Genomic DNA, 17,939 nt, shown 5'->3' with positions numbered 1-17,939 from the left:
CTCGGCGCTCCGCCGAGCGGGCTATTGTGCGCTCCATGGAGACGCCTGACAACGCCGCTGAACCCGCCAACGAAGCGCCCGAATCCCCCGCACCCACCGGAATCGCCGCCCAGGACTGGGCCACCGCGTCCGCCGAGCCGCAGTACCGCGCCGCGGTCGTGGATCTGCTCGGCGCACTCGCCTACGGCGAGCTGGCGGCCTTCGAGCGGCTGGCCGAGGACGCCAAACTCGCACCGACTCTCGGTGACAAGGCGGAACTGGCGAAGATGGCCTCCGCCGAATTCCATCATTTCGAGCAGCTGACGGACCGGCTCACCGCGATCGAGACGGACCCGACCGCCGCGATGGAGCCGTTCGCCAAGGCACTCGACGACTTCCACCGGCAGACCGCGCCGTCGGACTGGCTGGAGGGCCTGGTCAAGGCGTACGTCGGTGACTCGATCGCCAGCGACTTCTACCGCGAGGTCGCGGCCCGGCTCGACACCGACACCCGCTCGCTCGTCCTCGCGGTGCTCGACGACACGGGTCACGGGAACTTCGCGGTCGAGAAGGTGCGCGCCGCGATCGAGGCCGAGCCGCGGGTGGGCGGCCGGCTCGCGCTGTGGGCCCGCCGGCTGATGGGCGAGGCGCTCTCCCAGGCCCAGCGGGTGGTCGCCGACCGGGACGCCCTGTCGACGATGCTCGTGGGCGGTGTGGCGGACGGTTTCGACCTGGCCGAGGTCGGACGGATGTTCTCCAGGATCACCGAGGCCCACACCAAGCGCATGGCCGCGCTGGGCCTGGCCGCGTAACCCGCCGGACCCGGCGGGCCCGCCCCGGCCCGTCGGGTTACGGCCGCGGCCGGCGGGTGGCCGGGCTACTGGGCCGCCGCCGACCGGCCGAGGCGGCGGCCCCGCGGCCGGATCAGCAGGGACAGGGTCACCGCCCCGACGAGCACCGCGCCGGTCAGGGTCGCCAGGACATGGCCGGAACCCAGTGCCGTGTGGGTCAGATAGGCGCCGAACAGGGCGCCCAGCGCGCCGGTGAGGAACACGGGACGGCCGGACGGCAGACGGCCGGGCAGTGAGCGGAGCGCCGCCCAGGACAGGGCGAGTCCGAGCACGACGGAGCCGAAGGTTTCCCAGATCACAGAGGATCACCTCGCGGGGGTGTGCGGGGCGGGTAAGTCGGTCGAGGCGGTACTACCCGTGGGTCACCGGGCGCAACCCTCCCGCGAGCTGCGGAAACCCGGCCGAGCGCACCCGGCTTCGCGGGGCCCGGGGAGGCGGTCCCGGGAGCGGGGACAGCGGTCCGGGGAGCGGGGGGACAGCGGTCCGGGAACACGAAGAAGCGGTCCGGCGGGATTCCCGCCGGACCGCTTCCCCGTTCACTGCGTCGTGTCGGCTACAGCGCGCCGAACCCCACACGCCGGGTGCTGGGCTCGCCGATCTCCACGTACGCGATCCGGTCGGCCGGCACCAGGACCTTGCGGCCCTTGTCGTCCGTGAGGCTGAGCAGCTGCGCCTTGCCGTTGAGAGCTTCGGCGACCGCGCTCTCGACGTCCTCGGCGGAAAGTCCGCTCTCCAGCACGATCTCGCGGGGCGTGTGCTGCACCCCGATCTTGACCTCCACGGCTATGTCCCTCCGACGGTCAGTCCCTGCGCGGTGAGCCGCGCCGTACGCAGCCACACTAGCCCGCAGGTGCCGGAGGTCATGGCCCGACCGGCAACGCCCGCAGCGAACACGGCCGGCCGCCGTCGTCGGTCAGTGCTGATCGATGCCGTGCAGCGGGAAACCCGCGATGCCGCGCCAGGCGAGCGAGGTCAGGAGCTGGACCGCCGTGTCGCGCGGGATGCTGGAGCCGCTGGAGAGCCAGTAGCGGGCCACCACCTGGGAGACACCGCCCAGGCCGACCGCGAGCAGCATGGACTCGTCCTTGGACAGTCCCGTGTCACCGGCGATGACGTCGGAGATGGCCTCCGCGCACTGGAGGGAGACCCGGTCGACCCGTTCGCGGACCGCGGGCTCATTGGTCAGGTCGGACTCGAAGACCAGCCGGAAGGCGCCGCCCTCGTCCTCCACGTACGCGAAGTAGGCGTCCATCGTCGCCTCGACACGGAGCTTGTTGTCCGTCGTGGAGGCCAGCGCCGTGCGCACGGCATGGAGCAGCGACTCGCAGTGCTGGTCGAGCAGGGCCAGATAGAGCTCCAGCTTGCCCGGGAAGTGCTGATAGAGCACCGGCTTGCTGACCCCGGCACGCTCGGCGATGTCGTCCATGGCCGCGGAGTGGTAGCCCTGCGCGACAAAGACCTCCTGCGCGGCCCCCAGCAGCTGATTGCGTCGGGCGCGGCGGGGCAGCCGGGTGCCCCGCGGGCGCGCTGCCTCTGTCTGCTCGATGGCTGTCACGCCGCCTCCCAAATTTGTGATCAAGCACAGCCGTTTCCGTACACGCTGCGCCGTACAGCCATCGTACTTTTCGGTAACCCGGGTGCGCGCGGCGCGGACGCAGAATTTCACGGACCGGACGACTGCGGTAGCCACAGAATCATCGAGTCAGGGAGCAAAGCGGGGCGAATTAGCGGTAATCGTCTTCGTCCTGTGCGACTGTCCGGCTCTGTTCCGCGGCATCCGCCTCATTGACGGTGTCCCGGTCGATGTCCGTCAGCGGTTCGTCGGTCCGCTGCTGGAGATCGGTCCGCTGTTCGGCGGCGTCGGCTTCGGGGGTCTCCGGGTCCGGTGCGTCCGGCTGAATGTCCTCGAAGGTCTCCGGGTCGCTCGGGTCGACCGTCATGGTGGCTCCCTTCCTTCCCTTGAAGCGTAGGAGCAACCCCTCCCCGCCGCGATGTGTCCTGTGACCGCGAACACATGAATCAGCGCGTGATCGTCTCGTAACATTGCCCGCATGTCTTCGACCGAGCTGCCGGGTACCCGCGCCGCCGCCGCAGCGGTGGCCCCCACGGTCAGTGCCGTCAGGGTCGCGGAGGGCGAGAAGCTGCGCTCCGTCTCGCTGCCGGGACTCAGTCTGACCGTCCGTGCCCGGCCGGCGGAGCGGGCCGGACTGGCTCCGGCGCTCTATGTGCACGGCCTCGGAGGCTCCTCGCAGAACTGGTCGGCGCTGATGCCGCTGCTGGCGGACGTGGTCGACGGCGAGGCCGTCGACCTGCCCGGATTCGGGGACTCGCCGCCGCCGGACGACGGCAACTACTCGGTGACCGGACACGCCCGTGCGGTGATCCGGCTGCTCGACGCGGGAGGGCGCGGCCCCGTCCATCTCTTCGGCAACTCCCTGGGGGGCGCGGTCGCCACCCGGGTCGCCGCCGTCCGCCCCGACCTGGTGCGCACCCTGACCCTCGTCTCGCCCGCGCTGCCCGAGATCCGGGTCCAGCGGCCCGCCGTACCGACCGGGCTGCTGGCGATCCCCGGGGTCGCGGGTCTGTTCTCCCGGCTCACCAAGGACTGGACGGCGGAGCAGCGCACGCGCGGGGTCATGGCACTCTGTTACGGCGATCCGGCGCGGATCTCCGAGGAGGGCTTCCGTCACGCGGTGGCCGAAATGGAGCGACGGCTGGAACTGCCGTACTTCTGGGACGCCATGTCGCGCTCCGCTCGGGGCATCGTCGATGCCTATACGTTGGGCGGGCAGCACGGACTGTGGCGCCAGGCCGAGCGGGTGCTCGCACCGACCCAACTGGTGTACGGCGGACGGGACCGGCTCGTCTCGTACCGGATGGCACGCAGGGCGTCCGCGGCCTTCCGCGATTCGCGGCTGCTGGCACTGCCCGACGCCGGGCACGTGGCGATGATGGAGTACCCGGAGGCGGTCGCCCAGGCGTTCCGGGAACTGCTCGACGAATGTGGCGGGAGCTGATCCGGGGCGTGGGACGACACAGCCGAAAGGGCCCCGAGGCCACCCGTCCGGAGGCCCCGGCCGCGCCGGACCCGGGCGGCGAACGCGCGACGCCCCGCTCGGCACCGGGCAGCGGGCGGCGCAGGCGGACGGCCCCCGGGCCGCCCGGGGGAGAGGGGCACACCCCGTTCCACGAGGCCCCGCAGGTCCGCGGCGGCCACCCCGAACAGCGCGAACAGGGCGGCGGCTGGGGAACCGGACCGCAGCACCCGTGGCCCGAGGACGGGCAGGTGCCCGGCCGGCCGGCCGTTCCGGGCCAGGGCGGACCGCACCGCGGGTACGCCGGTCCTCCCGGGCCCACTGCCCGTCAGGAGGCCGTGGCGCGCCAGGTCTCGGCCCAGCGGGCGGCGCAGCGCGCGGCCGACGGGCGCACGTCGGCGCGGCCCGCACCCGGTGGCGCCCCGCTGATACCGGGCCCGCGCAGGGAGTTCGTCGACGCCTTCGACGCCGTGGAGCCCTCCGCCGCCCCGCTCTCCGGGACGCCGGGGGCAGCCGCTCCTCCCGCCGGCCCGCGCCTCCCGGACACCGACGGGCCGGACGGCCCCCGGGGTCCGTCCGGCGTCCGGGGCGCCGGTGACCGCGGTGGTTCACGGGCCGGCCGGGGCGGCCTGGGCCGGACCGTCACCGGTATCGCCGCCGCGGCGGTGACCACCGTGCTCGCCGTCGTGGTGGCCGGACAGGTGGCCCAGGACGCCGAGGAGCGGTCGAGCACCCCGCGGACGGCGGGTGTGGACCGGGACGACACCGGGGACACCTCGCGCTCCGACGCCCGGCCCGCCCCCAAGGCGGAAGAGGCGGCGGTGAAGCCCCTTTCGTACGCGGAAAAGCTGGCCAAGCCCTATCCGCTCGATCCGAAACTGAAGGCGACCGGGAAGTTCGACGCCGTTCCGGGGCTGGCGAAGGCGCCGGGCAAGGGGCACAAGTACCGCTATCGCATCGACGTGGAAAAGGGGCTCGCCCTCGACGGCGGTTTCTTTGCCGAGGTCGTTCAGAAAACGCTGAATGACGACCGGAGTTGGGCGCACGGCGGTGCGATGACATTCGAGCGGATTTCCTCCGGTGAACCGGATTTCGTGATAACTCTGGCGAGTCCCGGGACCACCGCCGAATGGTGCGCGAAATCCGAACTCGATATCACCGTCGACAATGTCTCCTGCGACTCCGCCGTGACCCCCCGGGTCATGATCAACGCCTATCGGTGGGCGCAGGGCTCGTCCACCTACGGCCCGGACGCATTGCTGGCCTACCGTCAGATGCTGATCAATCACGAGGTCGGTCATCGTCTGGGTCATGACCACGAGAGCTGTGACACACCGGGCTCACTGGCTCCCGTGATGCAGCAGCAGACGAAGTCCCTGAATGTGGGCGGGATCAAATGCAGGGCCAACCCGTGGGTGTACCCCGGCAGTTGATTCGCAAAGTCCACATCCTGAGATAGGTGTCTCATTCCGCGTTGACATCGCCGGGGCCGGTCGTTCATATTTCTCGGCATGTCACGCAACCTGGTCACCTCCGAGCGCGCCGCCATCGAGCTGGCGCTCATCGGCGTGGCCGGGCATTGCGTAGCCGACGTTCTCTGTCGCTGACGCCCGCCCGAGCGCGCGTCGACACCTTCCTCCGTGAGCCCGTCCCGGGCTCCGCCGAGCCCGCCCGCGGGCTCCATGGATCGCCCCTGACCGCCGCGCCCGGCACCTTCCGCCCGTAGGCGCGGCTTTTCGGCATTCTTCGGCACCCCGGTGCCCCGGTATCCCCTCTCGCTGTCGCCTGCACGGGTCATTTTTCTGCTTTCTTCATGTTCATCCTGTTTGCAGGACACCCGAGAGGTCATCTTCCGATGCGTCAACCGTCCGTCATATCGCGCCGCGTGGCAGCGGCAACCGTGGGTCTCGTACTGGCTGCGGGTGCCGCGGCCTGCGGGCCCGAGGACAGCAAGGGCGGCGAGGGCGGCTCCGGCGCCGAGGGCAAGCCGCAGAAGGGCGGCACCCTCACCGTCCTCAACAGCAACCCCCAGCAGGACTTCGACCCCGCGCGGCTCTACACCTCCGGCGGCGGCAACGTCCCCTCGCTCGTCTTCCGCACGCTCACCACCCGCAACCGCGAGGACGGCGCGGAGGGCGCGAAGGTCGTCCCCGACCTGGCCACCGACCTGGGCACGCCCAGCAAGAACGCCACTGTCTGGACGTACACCCTCAAGGACGGCCTGAAGTACGAGGACGGCACCGCGATCACCTCCGCGGACATCAAGTACGGCATCGAACGCTCCTTCGCCGCCGAACTCTCCGGCGGCGCCCCGTACCTGCGGGACTGGCTCATCGGCGGGGCCGACTACCAGGGCCCGTACAAGGACAAGAAGGGCCTCGACTCCATCGAGGTGCCCGACGCGAAGACCATCGTCTTCCACCTGAACAAGCCCGAGGGCGAGTTCCCCTACCTCGCCACGCAGACCCAGACGACCCCGGTGCCCGAGGCCAAGGACAAGGGCACCAAGTACGAGGAGCACCCCGTCTCCTCGGGGCCGTACAAGGTCGTCAGCAACGAGAACGACGGCGAGCGGCTCATCCTGGAGCGCAACCCGCACTGGTCGGCCGACACCGACGAGGAGCGCAAGGCCTACCCCGACCGGATCGACGTACGCTCCGGGCTCGACTCCGCCGTCATCAACCAGCGGCTCTCCGCCTCCCAGGGCGCCGACGCCGCGGCCGTCACCACCGACACCAACCTCGGCCCGGCCGAACTCGCCAAGGTCACCGGCGACAAGAAGCTCGCCGACCGCGTCGGCACCGGACACTTCGGCTACACCAACTACATCGCCTTCAACCCGAAGGTGAAGCCGTTCGACAACCCGAAGGTGCGCCAGGCGATCTCGTACGCCGTCGACCGCTCCTCCGTGGTCAACGCGGCGGGCGGCTCCTCGCTCGCCGAGCCCGCCACCACCTACCTGCCGAACCAGAAGTCCTTCGGCCACACGCCCTACGACCACTTCCCGGCGGGGAAGACGGGCAACGCCGAGAAGGCCCGGGAGCTGCTGAAGGAGGCCGGTTACGCCAAGGGGCTCACCGTCACCCTGACCCACTCCAACGACAAGGACTTCGAGACCAGCCCGGAGATCGCCACCGCCCTCCAGGCCGCGCTGAAGAAGGCGGGCATCACGGTCGAGCTCCAGGGCCTGGAGAGCAACGACTACTCCGACACGACCCAGAGCGCCACCAAGGAGCCCGGCTTCTTCCTCGCCCACTGGGGAGCCGACTGGCCCTCCGGCGGCCCGTTCCTCGCCCCGATCTTCGACGGCCGGCAGATCGTCGAGGACGGCGCCAACTTCAACTCCGGCTTCCTCAACGACCCGGCGGTCAACAAGGAGATCGACGAGATCAACAAGCTCACCGACCTGAGCGCCGCCGCCGAGCGCTGGGGCGCACTCGACAAGAAGATCGGTGAGCAGGCCCTGACCGTGCCGCTCTTCCACCCGGTCTACAAGCGCCTCGTCGGACAGGACATCAAGAACGTCGTCATCAGCGACTGGACCGGCGTCCTCGACATCTCCCAGGTCGCGGTCAAGTAGCCATGTCGGAAGCACTTCTGGTCCAGGAGGCGGGAGCGGCGGTCGCCGCCGCCCCCGCCTCGGGGGCCCGGCTGTTCTGGCGGAGGCTGCGCGCCCAGCGCGCGGCCACCGCCGCGGCGGTCGTGGTCCTCCTGCTCGTCCTGGTCGCACTCGCCGCGCCGCTGCTCACCGCGCTGGCGGGCCAGGACCCCAACACCTACCACCCCGACCTCGTCGACTCGGCGGCCGGCGGAGTCCCCATCGGCCCGTTCGGCGGCATCAGCACGGAGCACTGGCTCGGTGTCGAACCCCAGACCGGCCGCGACCTGTTCGCCCGTATCGTCCACGGAGCCCGGGTCTCGCTCGGCGTCGCCGTCGTCGCCACGGTCCTCCAGATCGTGATCGGCCTGGTCGTCGGCCTCGCCGCGGCCCTCGGCAGCCGCTGGGTCGACCAGGTCCTCAGCCGCATCACCGACATCAACGTCGCCCTGCCGATCATGGTCATCGCCCTGGCGCTCCTCGCGATCGTCCCGGAGACCTTCCCCCGCCCCGTACTGATCGCCCTGGTCATCGGCGGGATCAACTGGGCCGGTACGTCGAAGATCGTGCGGGCCCAGGCCCTCGCCCTGAAGTCCCTCGACTTCGTCTCGGCGGCCCGGCTCAGCGGCAGGGGCAAGTGGAGCATCGCCCGGCGCGAGCTGCTGCCCGCGCTGGCCGCGCCCGTCATCACCTACGCCGCGCTGATGTTCCCCACCAACATCGTCGTCGAGGCGGCCCTGTCCTTCCTCGGCGTCGGCATCAAACCGCCCACACCCTCCTGGGGACAGATGCTCACCGAGGCCGACACCTGGTACCAGGCGGCGCCGACCTATCTCCTGCTCCCCGCCGGACTGCTCTTCGTCACCGTGCTCGCGCTGACCGTTCTCGGCGAGGGCGTCCGTACGGCGCTCGACCCGCGCGCCGCGTCCCGGCTGCGGATCGGCACCGGACGCGGGGAAGCGAGGAAGGCCGGGGCGGCGAAGCGCGGCACGGCGACGCGGCCGGCGAAGGCGGGACACGCGGAGAAGCCCGCCGAGCCCGTCGCGCACGCCGACGGACGGCCCGAGGAGGACCGGGGATGACCGGATTTCTGCTGCGGCGGCTCGGGGGAGCCGTCTTCGTCCTTCTCTCGCTCACCGTCATCCTGTACGCGATCTTCTACGTCGCCCCCGGCGATGTCGCCCAGATCGCCTGCGGGCCGCGCTGCTCACCCGCCCAGGTCGCCCAGGTCACCGAGCAGCTGCGGCTGGACGACCCGGTGTACGTGCAGTACTGGCACTTCCTCCAGGGCATCGTCGCCGGACGCGACTTCTCCACCGGCACCGGCGTCGAGCACTGCTCCGCGCCCTGCCTCGGGGTCTCGTACCAGAGCGACCAGCAGGTCACCCAGCTGATCCTGGCCAAGCTGCCCGTCACCGCCTCCGTCGTGATCGGCGCCTTCGCGGGCTGGGTCCTGCTCGGCGTCGGCACCGGGGTGCTGTCCGCCTGGCGGCGGGGCCGGATCACCGAGCGGGTGCTGACCTGGCTGACCCTGGCCGGCACCGCCACGCCCGTCTTCGTCATCGGACTGCTGCTCATCATCGTCTTCTGCTCCACGCTCCAGTGGCTGCCGTCGCCGACGTACGTACCGTTCACGGAGGACCCCGAACAGTGGGCCTGGGGACTCCTGCTGCCCTGGGTGTCGCTGGCTCTGATCGAGTCCGCCAAATACGCCCGGCTGACCAGGAGCTCCATGCTGGAGACGCTCGCCGAGGACCATGTGCGCACGTTCCGCGCGTACGGCGTCGGTGAGCGCGCCATCATCGGGCGGCACGCGCTGCGCGGTGCGCTCGCACCCGTGATCGCGCTCAGCGCGCTCGACTTCGGGTCGATGTTCGGCGGTGCGGTGCTGACCGAGTCGCTGTTCGGCATCCCCGGCATCGGGCGCGAGATGGTGCACGCCGTCAAGGTCGTCGACCTGCCCGTCGTCGTCGGGATGGTGCTGGTGACCGGCTTCTTCGTGGTGCTCGCCAATGCCGTCGCGGACGTCCTGTACGCGCTGGCCGACCGACGGGTGGTCCTGTCATGACATCTTCCTCCCCGCTGGTCGAGGTCAGGGACCTCACCATCGACTTCGGTGACGTCCGGGCGGTGGACGGGCTCTCGTTCGGTCTGGAGGCGGGCGGCGCGCTGGGCGTCGTCGGCGAATCCGGCTCCGGCAAGAGCGCGTCCGCGTACGCCCTGCTCGGACTGCACCGGGGCACGGGCGCGCGGGTCGGCGGTTCGATCCGTGTCGCCGGTACGGACGTGGGTGCCGCGGACGATGCCGCGCTGCGGGCGCTGCGGGGCGCGAAGGCCGCCATGGTCTTCCAGGACCCGCTGTCCTCGCTCGACCCGTACTACACGGTCGGTGACCAGATCGCCGAGGTGTACCGGGTGCACAACTCCGTCTCCGGGCGCGCCGCCCGCGCCCGCGCCGTCGAGGTGCTGGACCGGGTCGGCATCCCGGACGCGGCACGCCGGGCCCGCTCCCGGCCGCACGAGTTCTCCGGCGGTATGCGGCAGCGGGCGCTCATCGCGATGGCGCTGGCCTGCGAACCGCGGCTGCTGATCGCGGACGAGCCGACCACCGCCCTGGACGTGACCGTGCAGGCCCAGATCCTGGACCTGCTGCACGGGCTGCGGCACGAGACGGGCATGGGCCTGCTGCTGGTCACCCATGACGTGGGGGTGGCGGCGGAGAGCGTCGAGGAGGTGCTCGTCATGCGGGCGGGCCGCGAGGTCGAACGCGGCCCGGTCGCCGAGGTGCTGGGCGCCCCGCGCGAGCCGTACACCAGGGAACTGCTCGCGGCGGTCCCGAGGATCGACGTGAGGCGGGCGGTGTCCGCCGCGGTGCCCGTGCCCGGTTCCGCGGCGACCGTGCCCGTCGCCGTGCCCGTGCCGCGCGACGGGGCGGCCGACGCCGTCGCCGACGCGCCGCCGCTGCTCGAAGCGGTGGATCTGCGGCGCGAGTTCGGCCGCGGGCGCGCCCGGGTCACCGCCGTGGACGGGGTCTCGCTCACCGTGCACGCCGGGCGCACGCTCGGCATCGTCGGTGAGAGCGGCAGCGGCAAGACGACGCTGGGGCGGATGCTGGTGCGGCTGCTCGATCCGACGGCGGGCCGGCTCCGTTACGGGGGTACGGAGATAGGCTCGCTCCCGGAGAAGGGCCTGCGACCGCTGCGCCGCGAGCTCCAGATGGTCTTCCAGGACCCCGTCGCCTCGCTCAATCCGCGCCGCTCGATCGGTGAATCCGTCGCCGACCCGCTGCGGGCGGCGGGGGAGCGTGACGAGGCCCGCATCCGGGACCGGGTGGGCGAGCTGCTGGAGCGCGTGGGCCTGGACCCCGGCCGGTACGAACGCTATCCGCACGAGTTCAGCGGCGGACAGCGCCAGCGTGTCGGGATCGCCCGCGCGCTGGCCGCCGAACCCCGGCTGATCGTCTGCGACGAACCGGTCTCCGCGCTCGATGTCACCACCCAGGCGCAGGTCATCGCGCTCCTGGCCGAGCTCCAGCGCGAGCTGGGCATCGGCATGGTCTTCATCGCGCACGACCTCGCGGTCGTCCGGCAGGTCAGCGACGAGGTCGCGGTGATGCGCCGGGGGGCCGTCGTCGAACAGGGATCCGTCGACGAGGTCTACGGCTCGCCCCGGCACCCGTACACGAAGCAGCTGCTGGCGGCCGTGCCGGCCCTCGATCCGGGGCTCGCGGCGGTGCGCCGGGCGGCCCGCAGGGAGTTGGCCGCCGCCTGACCCTGTGTAGTGAAGCGGCCCCATAGCGCGACCGAACGCGGCCGGGCCGGGAAAGTTACGACGGTTCACCCCTTTCGGTGGCGCGACGGACAACCGTCCGTCGCGCCACCGGCGTATCCGCTTACGGTCGTCCCGCTGCGAGTCGCCATTCCAACGGCGGCCGCCCACAAGGGAGATCGGGGGTGTGCTCGTGCGGATCGGACTGCTCACCGACGGTGGTCATCCGTATGCGACGGGTGAGTCCGGGCTCTGGTGCGACCGGTTGGTGCGCGGTCTGCCCCAGCACGAGTTCGACCTCTTCGCGCCGAGCCGCTCCGCCCACCAGGAGGAGCGGGGCCCGGTCCGGCTCCCGCACGGGGTGGGCCGGGTGCGCACCGTGCCGCTGCGGGCGCCCGAGGACGGCAGCCCGCGCGGCGGCGGCGAACGCGGGCTCCTGGCCCGGCTCGTGACGGGGGGCCGGGGCTCGTACGGCAGGCGCGAGCGACGGCGCTTCACGGCGTGCCTGACGGCGCTCGCCACGGCGGTCTGCGCGTCCGGCTCCGCTACGGGCGCGTCCGGTCCCGGCACGTCGGGCTCCGGCACGAGCGGCTCCGGCACGTCCGGCAGCGGCGGCTCCGGTACGGGCACGGCGGTGTCCGGCGCGTGCCGGGAGGAGCCGGCCGCGCCCACCACCGCCGCGCTCTTCGCGCACGGCCTCTACGGTCTGGCCGAACTGGCGAGGGAACACGGCGGGCTGACCCGCGCCCTGCGTTCGGAGACGACCGTACGCATCCTGGAATCGGCGTGCCGGGCCCCCGGCACCGGCCGGACCGTCCAGAGCGCCACCGTCCGCGACCACCTCGCCTTCGCGGCCGAGCTGGAGCGGATCCTGCGCCCGCTCTCCCTCGACCGGTACGGCCGGGAGAGCCTCGGCGCGGTCGATGTCTGCCACGCTGCCTCGGGCGGTGAGGTCGCTCTGCCGGGGCTCCTGGGCAAACGCTTCTTCGGAGTGCCGCTGCTGGTGACGGAGTACAGCGTGCCGCTACGGGCGCACTATCTGGCCGCTCCCGACGCGCCCTTCAGCGCGCCGGTACACGCCCTGCTCGCGAACTTCCACCGGCGGCTGGCCGCCGAGGTCTACCGGCAGGCCGAGATCATCACCCCGGGCAGCACCGATGTACGCCGCTGGCAGGAGCGGTGCGGAGCCGACAGCGCCAAGCTGCGCACGGTCCACCCCGGAACGGCGGCCGACCGCTTCACGGACGTCGGCGGGAGCGACGACCGCGGCGGCCCGCACACGCTGGTCTGGGTCGGCCGGATCGAGCCCGCCAAGGACCTGATCTCCCTGCTCCACGCGTTCGCCGAGGTCCGCCGCGCCGAACCGGGCGCCCGGCTGCGGATCTTCGGGACCCCGGCCGAGGACACCAGGAGCATCACGTACCTCGCGCACTGCCGGGCCCTGGCCGCCCGGCTCTTCCCCGGCGCCACCGGTGCCCCCGCCGAGGGCGACCACCCGGTCTCCTTCGAGGAGACCGGCGGCCCCGAGGCCCCCGGTGCCGCCGAGGCGTACGCGGCGGGCGGCGTCGTCGTGCTGTCCAGTGCGGTCGAGGACTTCCCGTCCGGCCTGGTCGAGGCGATGTTCTGCGGCCGGGCCACCGTCTCCACGGACGTGGGCGCGGTCGCCGAGGTCATCGGCGGTACGGGACTCCTGGTGCCCCCGCGCAATCCGCGGGCGCTCGCCGATGCCTGCGTCACCCTGCTGCGCGACCCCGTACGCCGGGCACGCCTGGGCGCGGCCGCACGGGCGAGAGCGCTCGAACTCTTCACCGTCGAACAGAATCTCGCGGCATTTCGCGGCATCTATCTGGAGCTGGTCTCGCGCTCCCCGGTTCTCAGGGAGGCGGACGAGTTGGGCGCGGACGGCGGACCCCGCCCCTTCGCCACACCCCCGGAGGCCCAGGTGCCCGGCCGCTGGACACAGCCCGTCCCGGGGGTGTCGCTGCGGGCCGCCGAAGCCGGTCCCGAGGCTGAGCCCGGCCCCGGGGGCGTGTGCACGGGGGTGGCGAAGGCGGCCTGCGCCGCGGGTGCGGGTGCCGCAGGACGGGGGGACGGCGATGCGTGACCACCTGACGGGCCATGACCACGGAGGTTTCCCGATGGGCCGACCGATCGAAGGGCACGGCGTCCGTGCCTCGACGGCAGCGACCGGCTCCGTCACTTCGGCGACCTCGGTCACCGCACTCTCCGATGTCTCCGAACCCCCATGGGGCCTGTCGGCCGCCACGAACCCGCCGGACGGGGGGCAGCCCGCACCGCAGGTCCCCCCGTCGGGCCCGTCCCTGTCCAAGGACCCTGCGGCGAAGGGGTCCGGAGCGGCCGAAGGCCCCGGGCCCGCCCCGCACCGCCCCTCCCCCCGCCGCCCCGCGGACGTCCGCCGGGGACCCGCCGATCCTGCCGACGTCCGCCGGGGACCCGCCGACCCGGTGAAGCCGCTCATGCGCCGGCACCGCGATCTGTGCGAACGCGCTGTCGACGCCCTGGAGATCGCCGCCGGTCTGGAGGCCGACGGGCTCACCGACCGTACCGCCGCCCGCTACCGGCACCGCGATGTCTTCGCGCTCGCCGAGGAGCTGTACGCCCGGGTCCCGGGCATACCGGTGGAACCCGTCGCCCCGTCCGGCCCGCGGAGGGGACCGGACACCGAGGCGCGGGCTGCCTGGACACTGCTCGCACTGCTGCCGGGCGCCGCCTGCCTGGCCACCGCGGGCGTGCTGCGGGCCACGGAAGGCGTCCTCGGCGGGGGAGCGCGAGGCGCGGTGACCGCCCTCGGCGTGCTCCTCGCACTGCTGGCCCTGCGGACGTGTCTGCGGCACGGACCGTTGCGCGCCCCCGAGGGCACCGGCCGCAGCGCGCTGTACGGCTGCTGGCTGCTCGGCTACGCCGTGTACGGCGAGGAGTTGCTCGCCCAGGTCATCAGCGGTGGACCCGACGGTCTCCGGACCGGAAGCCCCGCCCCGCTGCTCGGGCTCGCGCTCGCGGTGGCCCCCGCCGCGTGGTGCGCGCACCTCTTCTCCGTACACGCGCACCGCGAACTGACCGGCAGCCGCGTACTGGAGGAGTTCCGCGCGGGGGTGCGCCCCCTGCTCCTCGGTGCCGTCGCGCTCTTCCTGTGCGCGCTCGTGCCCCTGCTGCTCCTCGCCGATCTCGGGTACGGGGGCGGTGGCACCCCCGTCGCCGTGACCGCGCTCGGCCTGCTGTTCTTCCTGGCCCGGCTCCTCAGCGCGCACGGCTGCCCGGAATCCGCCACCACCGGGCTCGCCGCCGCCTGCGCCGTCGAAGCGGCGGCCCCCGCCCTGATCCTCGCCGGGCGGCTGCCCGGCCTCGACCTCCTCGCCCGGCCCGTGAACGCCCTGGTCACGGCCGCCGGAACCGGAGCCGTACCCGCCCTCGCCTGTGGAGCCGCCGCCCTGGGGCTGCTGATCCACGCCGTGGTCGCCCTCTCCGGGGCGTCCGCCCACGCGAGGGCCTGACCCCCACCGCACCACCGCACCTTCCCGCGGAGCCGACGCCGCGGGCCCACCCCGCATCGCATGCAACTGCCCCAAGGAGACACCGGACATGACCGCCCAATACCCCGCACCGGCAGCCAGCCGTCGGCACCGAAGGGGTGCATGATGAGGGTGCTGCTGCTCGGAGCCAACGGATTCCTCGGCCGATTCGTCGCCGACCGCCTGCTCGCCGACCCCGCCGTCCACCTCACGGCACTCGGCCGGGGCGACGACGCGGACGTCCGGTTCGACCTCGCGGGAGGCAGCCCGGGAGCGCTCACCCGCTTCCTGGACGCCGTCCACCCCGGGGTCGTCGTCAACTGCGCGGGCGCCACCCGCGGCGGCGCCCGCGACCTGACCAGGCACAACACCGTCGCCGTCGCCACCGTCTGCGAGGCCCTGCGCCGCAGCGGCTGCGGGGCCAGGCTCGTCCAGGTCGGCTGCGCCTCCGAGTACGGGCCCTCGCAGCCCGGCTCCTCCACGGCCGAGGACGCCATCCCGCGCCCCGGCGGCCCGTACGGCGTCAGCAAACTCGCCGCCACCGAACTCGTCCTCGGTTCCGGTCTGGACGCCGTGGTACTCAGAGTGTTCTCACCGGTCGGCCCCGGCACCCCGGCGGGCTCCCCGCTCGGCCGGCTCGCCGAGGCCATGCGCCGGGCCATGCAGTCCGGCGACGGTGAGCTCAAGCTCAGCGGCCTCGGTGTGCAGCGCGACTTCGTCGACGTACGGGACGTGGCGCGCGCCGTGCACGCCGCCTCGCTCTCCGCCGCCCAGGGCGTCGTCAACATCGGCACCGGGCGGGCCGTCCGGCTGCGCGACGCGGCGGCCGTGCTCGCCAGGGTCGCCGGGTACGCCGGCGCGCTCCACGAGCTGGACACGCCCCCGGCCCGCATCCCCATCGGCGCCCCCCGCGCCTCCACCGAATCCGTCGTCGAGCATCTCTCGGCCACCCCGTCCCCCTACCCGGACGGCTGCGGAGCCTGGCAGCAGGCCGATGTCCGCACCGCCCGGGACCGGCTCGGCTGGCGGCCGCGGATCAATCTGGAGGAGTCCCTCGCCGACATCTGGATGGAGGCGGCATGCCGCATCTGACCAGCACCGGCGCGGCCCGGCGGACGTGCGGCGGCGAACAGCTCGGCTTCGGTGTCCCCGGATACGCCCATCCGCTGCTCGCGCCCACCGAATGGGCCGAGCTGGTCCGGCCGGGCACCCCGCTGCACTGGGCGGTCCTCAACATCGCCGACGGACCCGGCGCCCGGCCGGACCCGCACTGTCTGGAGGCCGCGGGCCGGCTCCGCAACGCCAGGGAGCGGGCGCTGCACGGCGAGGCCCCGGAGGACTACGTCCGGGCTTCGGGCGGCAGGCTGCTCGGCCACCTCGACCTGGCCTTCGGCGACCGCCCGTTCGACGAGCTGATCGCCGACGCGCGGTCCTTCCTCGACTGGTACCGGGTCGGCGGCTTCTATCTCGACCGGTGTCCGGCCGAGCGCGCCGGCCTCCCGGCGGTCCGGCGGCTCACCAGCACCCTGCACGCGCTGCTGGAGGAGAGCGACAGCGTGGACGAGGGCGGACACCTCGTCCTGGGGCATGGCACCCACCCGTATCCCGGGTACGCCGAGACCGCCGACCAGCTCGTCACCTTCCGCGGCCGGTGGGCCGACTACCGCTGGTCGCAGGTGGCCCAGTGGACCGCCGACTACCCGCCGGACCGTTTCGCGCACTTCGTCCACGGCGTTCCGCGCACCCATCTGGAGGAGGCCATGCGCATCGCCCGCTGGCAGGGGGCCGGGACGATCTTTTTCACCGATCGGGACGGCCGGACCGGACAAAGCGATCCATTTGCGGCGCTGCCCAGTTACTGGGACGAAATCGTCTCGCGGATCGGACCCGGTATCTCGGAATGAGAGGGGGCGTGGCAGTGTTACGGAGAGAACAACCGTACGTAGATGAAGTACGTAGAATCCGACCACCTGCATTGTTGAGGTTCCTGTGTCGCTGCCACCCCTGGTCGAGCCAGCTGCTGAGCTCACCGTCGACGAGGTCCGCAGGTACTCCCGCCACCTGATCATCCCGGATGTCGGGATGGACGGACAGAAGCGCCTGAAGAACGCGAAGGTGCTCTGTGTGGGCGCCGGCGGTCTCGGCTCACCGGCCCTGATGTATCTGGCCGCGGCGGGCGTCGGGACGCTCGGCATCGTGGAGTTCGACGAGGTCGACGAGTCGAACCTGCAGCGCCAGATCATCCACAGCCAGGCCGACATCGGCCGGTCCAAGGCGCAGTCCGCCAAGGACTCGGTGCTGGGGATCAACCCGTATGTGAACGTCGTCCTTCACGAGGAGCGGCTCGAAGCCGAGAACGTGATGGAGATCTTCGCCCAGTACGACCTGATCGTGGACGGCACGGACAACTTCGCCACCCGCTATCTCGTCAACGACGCGGCCGTGCTGCTGAACAAGCCGTACGTGTGGGGCTCGATCTACCGCTTCGACGGCCAGGCGTCCGTGTTCTGGTCCGAGCACGGCCCCTGCTACCGCTGCCTCTACCCGGAGCCCCCGCCCCCCGGCATGGTCCCCTCCTGCGCCGAGGGCGGCGTGCTGGGCGTGCTCTGCGCGTCCATCGGCTCCATCCAGGTCAACGAGGCCATCAAGCTCCTCGCCGGCATCGGCGACCCGCTGGTCGGCCGCCTGATGATCTACGACGCCCTGGAGATGCAGTACCGCCAGGTGAAGGTCCGCAAGGACCCCGACTGCGCGGTCTGCGGCGAGAACCCCACCGTCACCGAACTCATCGACTACGAGGCCTTCTGCGGCGTCGTGTCCGAGGAGGCCCAGGAGGCGGCGCTCGGCTCCACGATCACTCCCCAGCAGCTCAAGGAGTGGATCGACGCCGACGAGAAGATCGAGATCATCGACGTCCGCGAGCCGAACGAGTACGAGATCGTCTCGATCCCGGGCGCCAAGCTGATCCCGAAGAACGAGTTCCTGATGGGCAGCGCCCTGACCGGCCTCCCGCAGGACAGGCGCATCGTCCTGCACTGCAAGACCGGTGTCCGCAGCGCGGAGGTCCTCGCGGTCCTCAAGTCGGCGGGCTTCGCCGACGCGGTGCACGTGGGCGGCGGCGTGATCGGCTGGGTCCACCAGGTCGAGCCCGAGAAGCCGGTCTACTAGAACACGGCTC

17 protein-coding genes are annotated in these 17,939 nt (G+C 72.3%); 13 read left to right on the top strand and 4 right to left on the bottom strand.

Annotated features, from left to right (window positions below; translation table 11 throughout):
• The first annotated feature begins 35 nt into the window (after positions 1 to 35).
• Positions 36 to 791 carry a ferritin-like fold-containing protein gene (locus ABT170_RS25760; RefSeq protein WP_266923563.1) on the top strand — a complete coding sequence of 252 codons (756 nt, stop codon included), beginning with the start codon at positions 36 to 38 and terminating at the stop codon, positions 789 to 791.
• A gap of 65 nt (positions 792 to 856) precedes the next feature.
• Here the strand turns inward: ABT170_RS25760 and ABT170_RS25755 are convergent, their stop codons facing one another.
• The 4 genes from ABT170_RS25755 to ABT170_RS25740 all read right to left on the bottom strand — a co-directional run bounded on the left by ABT170_RS25755 (position 857) and on the right by ABT170_RS25740 (position 2,770).
• Positions 857 to 1,129 (bottom strand): hypothetical protein, encoded by a 273-nt coding sequence (locus tag ABT170_RS25755; protein WP_329946215.1) that lies wholly within the window; start codon positions 1,127 to 1,129, stop codon positions 857 to 859.
• 254 nt (positions 1,130 to 1,383) lie between these two features.
• Complete coding sequence (locus tag ABT170_RS25750; protein WP_073717986.1) at positions 1,384 to 1,611, bottom strand: DUF3107 domain-containing protein; 228 nt, start codon at positions 1,609 to 1,611, stop codon at positions 1,384 to 1,386.
• A gap of 132 nt (positions 1,612 to 1,743) precedes the next feature.
• The gene (locus tag ABT170_RS25745; protein WP_329946214.1) at positions 1,744 to 2,385 is read right to left on the bottom strand and encodes a TetR/AcrR family transcriptional regulator; all 642 of its coding nucleotides are present in this window, start codon (positions 2,383 to 2,385) and stop codon (positions 1,744 to 1,746) included.
• Positions 2,386 to 2,554: 169 nt separating this feature from the next.
• Positions 2,555 to 2,770, bottom strand: a complete 216-nt coding sequence (locus ABT170_RS25740) for a hypothetical protein (protein ID WP_329946213.1) — start codon at positions 2,768 to 2,770, stop codon at positions 2,555 to 2,557.
• 111 nt (positions 2,771 to 2,881) lie between these two features.
• Here ABT170_RS25740 and ABT170_RS25735 point away from each other — a divergent pair, with 111 nt between their 5' ends.
• The 12 genes from ABT170_RS25735 to moeZ all read left to right on the top strand — a co-directional run bounded on the left by ABT170_RS25735 (position 2,882) and on the right by moeZ (position 17,929).
• On the top strand, positions 2,882 to 3,847 hold the full coding sequence (locus ABT170_RS25735) for an alpha/beta fold hydrolase (protein WP_329946212.1): 966 nt from the start codon (positions 2,882 to 2,884) through the stop codon (positions 3,845 to 3,847).
• Positions 3,848 to 3,855: 8 nt separating this feature from the next.
• Positions 3,856 to 5,298: a DUF3152 domain-containing protein gene (locus tag ABT170_RS25730; protein ID WP_502970568.1), complete on the top strand. Its 1,443-nt coding sequence runs from the start codon at positions 3,856 to 3,858 to the stop codon at positions 5,296 to 5,298.
• Between the two features lie 78 nt (positions 5,299 to 5,376).
• Positions 5,377 to 5,472 carry an Ms4533A family Cys-rich leader peptide gene (locus ABT170_RS25725; protein ID WP_323179525.1) on the top strand — a complete coding sequence of 32 codons (96 nt, stop codon included), beginning with the start codon at positions 5,377 to 5,379 and terminating at the stop codon, positions 5,470 to 5,472.
• A 248-nt stretch (positions 5,473 to 5,720) separates the two neighbouring features.
• Positions 5,721 to 7,445: an ABC transporter substrate-binding protein gene (locus tag ABT170_RS25720; RefSeq protein ID WP_351871108.1), complete on the top strand. Its 1,725-nt coding sequence runs from the start codon at positions 5,721 to 5,723 to the stop codon at positions 7,443 to 7,445.
• Positions 7,446 to 7,447: 2 nt separating this feature from the next.
• Positions 7,448 to 8,545: an ABC transporter permease gene (locus tag ABT170_RS25715; protein WP_351871105.1), complete on the top strand. Its 1,098-nt coding sequence runs from the start codon at positions 7,448 to 7,450 to the stop codon at positions 8,543 to 8,545.
• Complete coding sequence (locus tag ABT170_RS25710; RefSeq protein WP_329946208.1) at positions 8,542 to 9,531, top strand: ABC transporter permease; 990 nt, start codon at positions 8,542 to 8,544, stop codon at positions 9,529 to 9,531. Before ABT170_RS25715 ends, ABT170_RS25710 begins: the two co-directional genes overlap by 4 nt.
• Positions 9,528 to 11,234 carry a dipeptide ABC transporter ATP-binding protein gene (locus ABT170_RS25705; RefSeq protein ID WP_351871101.1) on the top strand — a complete coding sequence of 569 codons (1,707 nt, stop codon included), beginning with the start codon at positions 9,528 to 9,530 and terminating at the stop codon, positions 11,232 to 11,234. Before ABT170_RS25710 ends, ABT170_RS25705 begins: the two co-directional genes overlap by 4 nt.
• 190 nt (positions 11,235 to 11,424) lie before the next feature.
• A complete protein-coding gene (locus ABT170_RS25700) occupies positions 11,425 to 13,335 on the top strand; it encodes a glycosyltransferase (RefSeq protein ID WP_351871166.1) in 1,911 nt (636 codons plus the stop codon).
• Positions 13,336 to 13,369: 34 nt separating this feature from the next.
• Positions 13,370 to 14,743: a hypothetical protein gene (locus ABT170_RS25695; protein WP_351871098.1), complete on the top strand. Its 1,374-nt coding sequence runs from the start codon at positions 13,370 to 13,372 to the stop codon at positions 14,741 to 14,743.
• A gap of 144 nt (positions 14,744 to 14,887) precedes the next feature.
• Positions 14,888 to 15,853 (top strand): NAD-dependent epimerase/dehydratase family protein, encoded by a 966-nt coding sequence (locus ABT170_RS25690; RefSeq protein WP_266923582.1) that lies wholly within the window; start codon positions 14,888 to 14,890, stop codon positions 15,851 to 15,853.
• Positions 15,841 to 16,665: a spherulation-specific family 4 protein gene (locus ABT170_RS25685; protein WP_329946205.1), complete on the top strand. Its 825-nt coding sequence runs from the start codon at positions 15,841 to 15,843 to the stop codon at positions 16,663 to 16,665. The genes ABT170_RS25690 and ABT170_RS25685 overlap by 13 nt, the downstream gene beginning before the upstream one ends.
• A gap of 85 nt (positions 16,666 to 16,750) precedes the next feature.
• Positions 16,751 to 17,929 (top strand): adenylyltransferase/sulfurtransferase MoeZ, encoded by a 1,179-nt coding sequence (moeZ, locus tag ABT170_RS25680; protein WP_329946204.1) that lies wholly within the window; start codon positions 16,751 to 16,753, stop codon positions 17,927 to 17,929.
• Positions 17,930 to 17,939 lie beyond the last annotated feature (10 nt).

The sequence above is a fragment of the Streptomyces sp. NPDC001787 genome (genome assembly GCF_040297465.1).
Classification (GTDB): Bacteria; Actinomycetota; Actinomycetes; order Streptomycetales; family Streptomycetaceae; genus Streptomyces.
This window is presented reverse-complemented; position numbering and strand designations above follow the sequence as displayed.

Excerpts from the sequence above, each read along its gene's own strand:
- ABT170_RS25760 (WP_266923563.1), top strand. The coding sequence starts at position 36 with ATGGAGACGCCTGACAACGCCGCTGAACCCGCCAACGAAGCGCCCGAA.
- ABT170_RS25740 (WP_329946213.1), bottom strand. The coding sequence starts at position 2,770 with ATGACGGTCGACCCGAGCGACCCGGAGACCTTCGAGGACATTCAGCCG.
- ABT170_RS25735 (WP_329946212.1), top strand. The coding sequence starts at position 2,882 with ATGTCTTCGACCGAGCTGCCGGGTACCCGCGCCGCCGCCGCAGCGGTG.
- ABT170_RS25725 (WP_323179525.1), top strand. The coding sequence starts at position 5,377 with ATGTCACGCAACCTGGTCACCTCCGAGCGCGCCGCCATCGAGCTGGCG.
- ABT170_RS25720 (WP_351871108.1), top strand. The coding sequence starts at position 5,721 with ATGCGTCAACCGTCCGTCATATCGCGCCGCGTGGCAGCGGCAACCGTG.
- ABT170_RS25715 (WP_351871105.1), top strand. The coding sequence starts at position 7,448 with ATGTCGGAAGCACTTCTGGTCCAGGAGGCGGGAGCGGCGGTCGCCGCC.
- ABT170_RS25710 (WP_329946208.1), top strand. The coding sequence starts at position 8,542 with ATGACCGGATTTCTGCTGCGGCGGCTCGGGGGAGCCGTCTTCGTCCTT.
- ABT170_RS25705 (WP_351871101.1), top strand. The coding sequence starts at position 9,528 with ATGACATCTTCCTCCCCGCTGGTCGAGGTCAGGGACCTCACCATCGAC.
- ABT170_RS25695 (WP_351871098.1), top strand. The coding sequence starts at position 13,370 with ATGGGCCGACCGATCGAAGGGCACGGCGTCCGTGCCTCGACGGCAGCG.
- ABT170_RS25690 (WP_266923582.1), top strand. The coding sequence starts at position 14,888 with ATGAGGGTGCTGCTGCTCGGAGCCAACGGATTCCTCGGCCGATTCGTC.
- ABT170_RS25685 (WP_329946205.1), top strand. The coding sequence starts at position 15,841 with ATGCCGCATCTGACCAGCACCGGCGCGGCCCGGCGGACGTGCGGCGGC.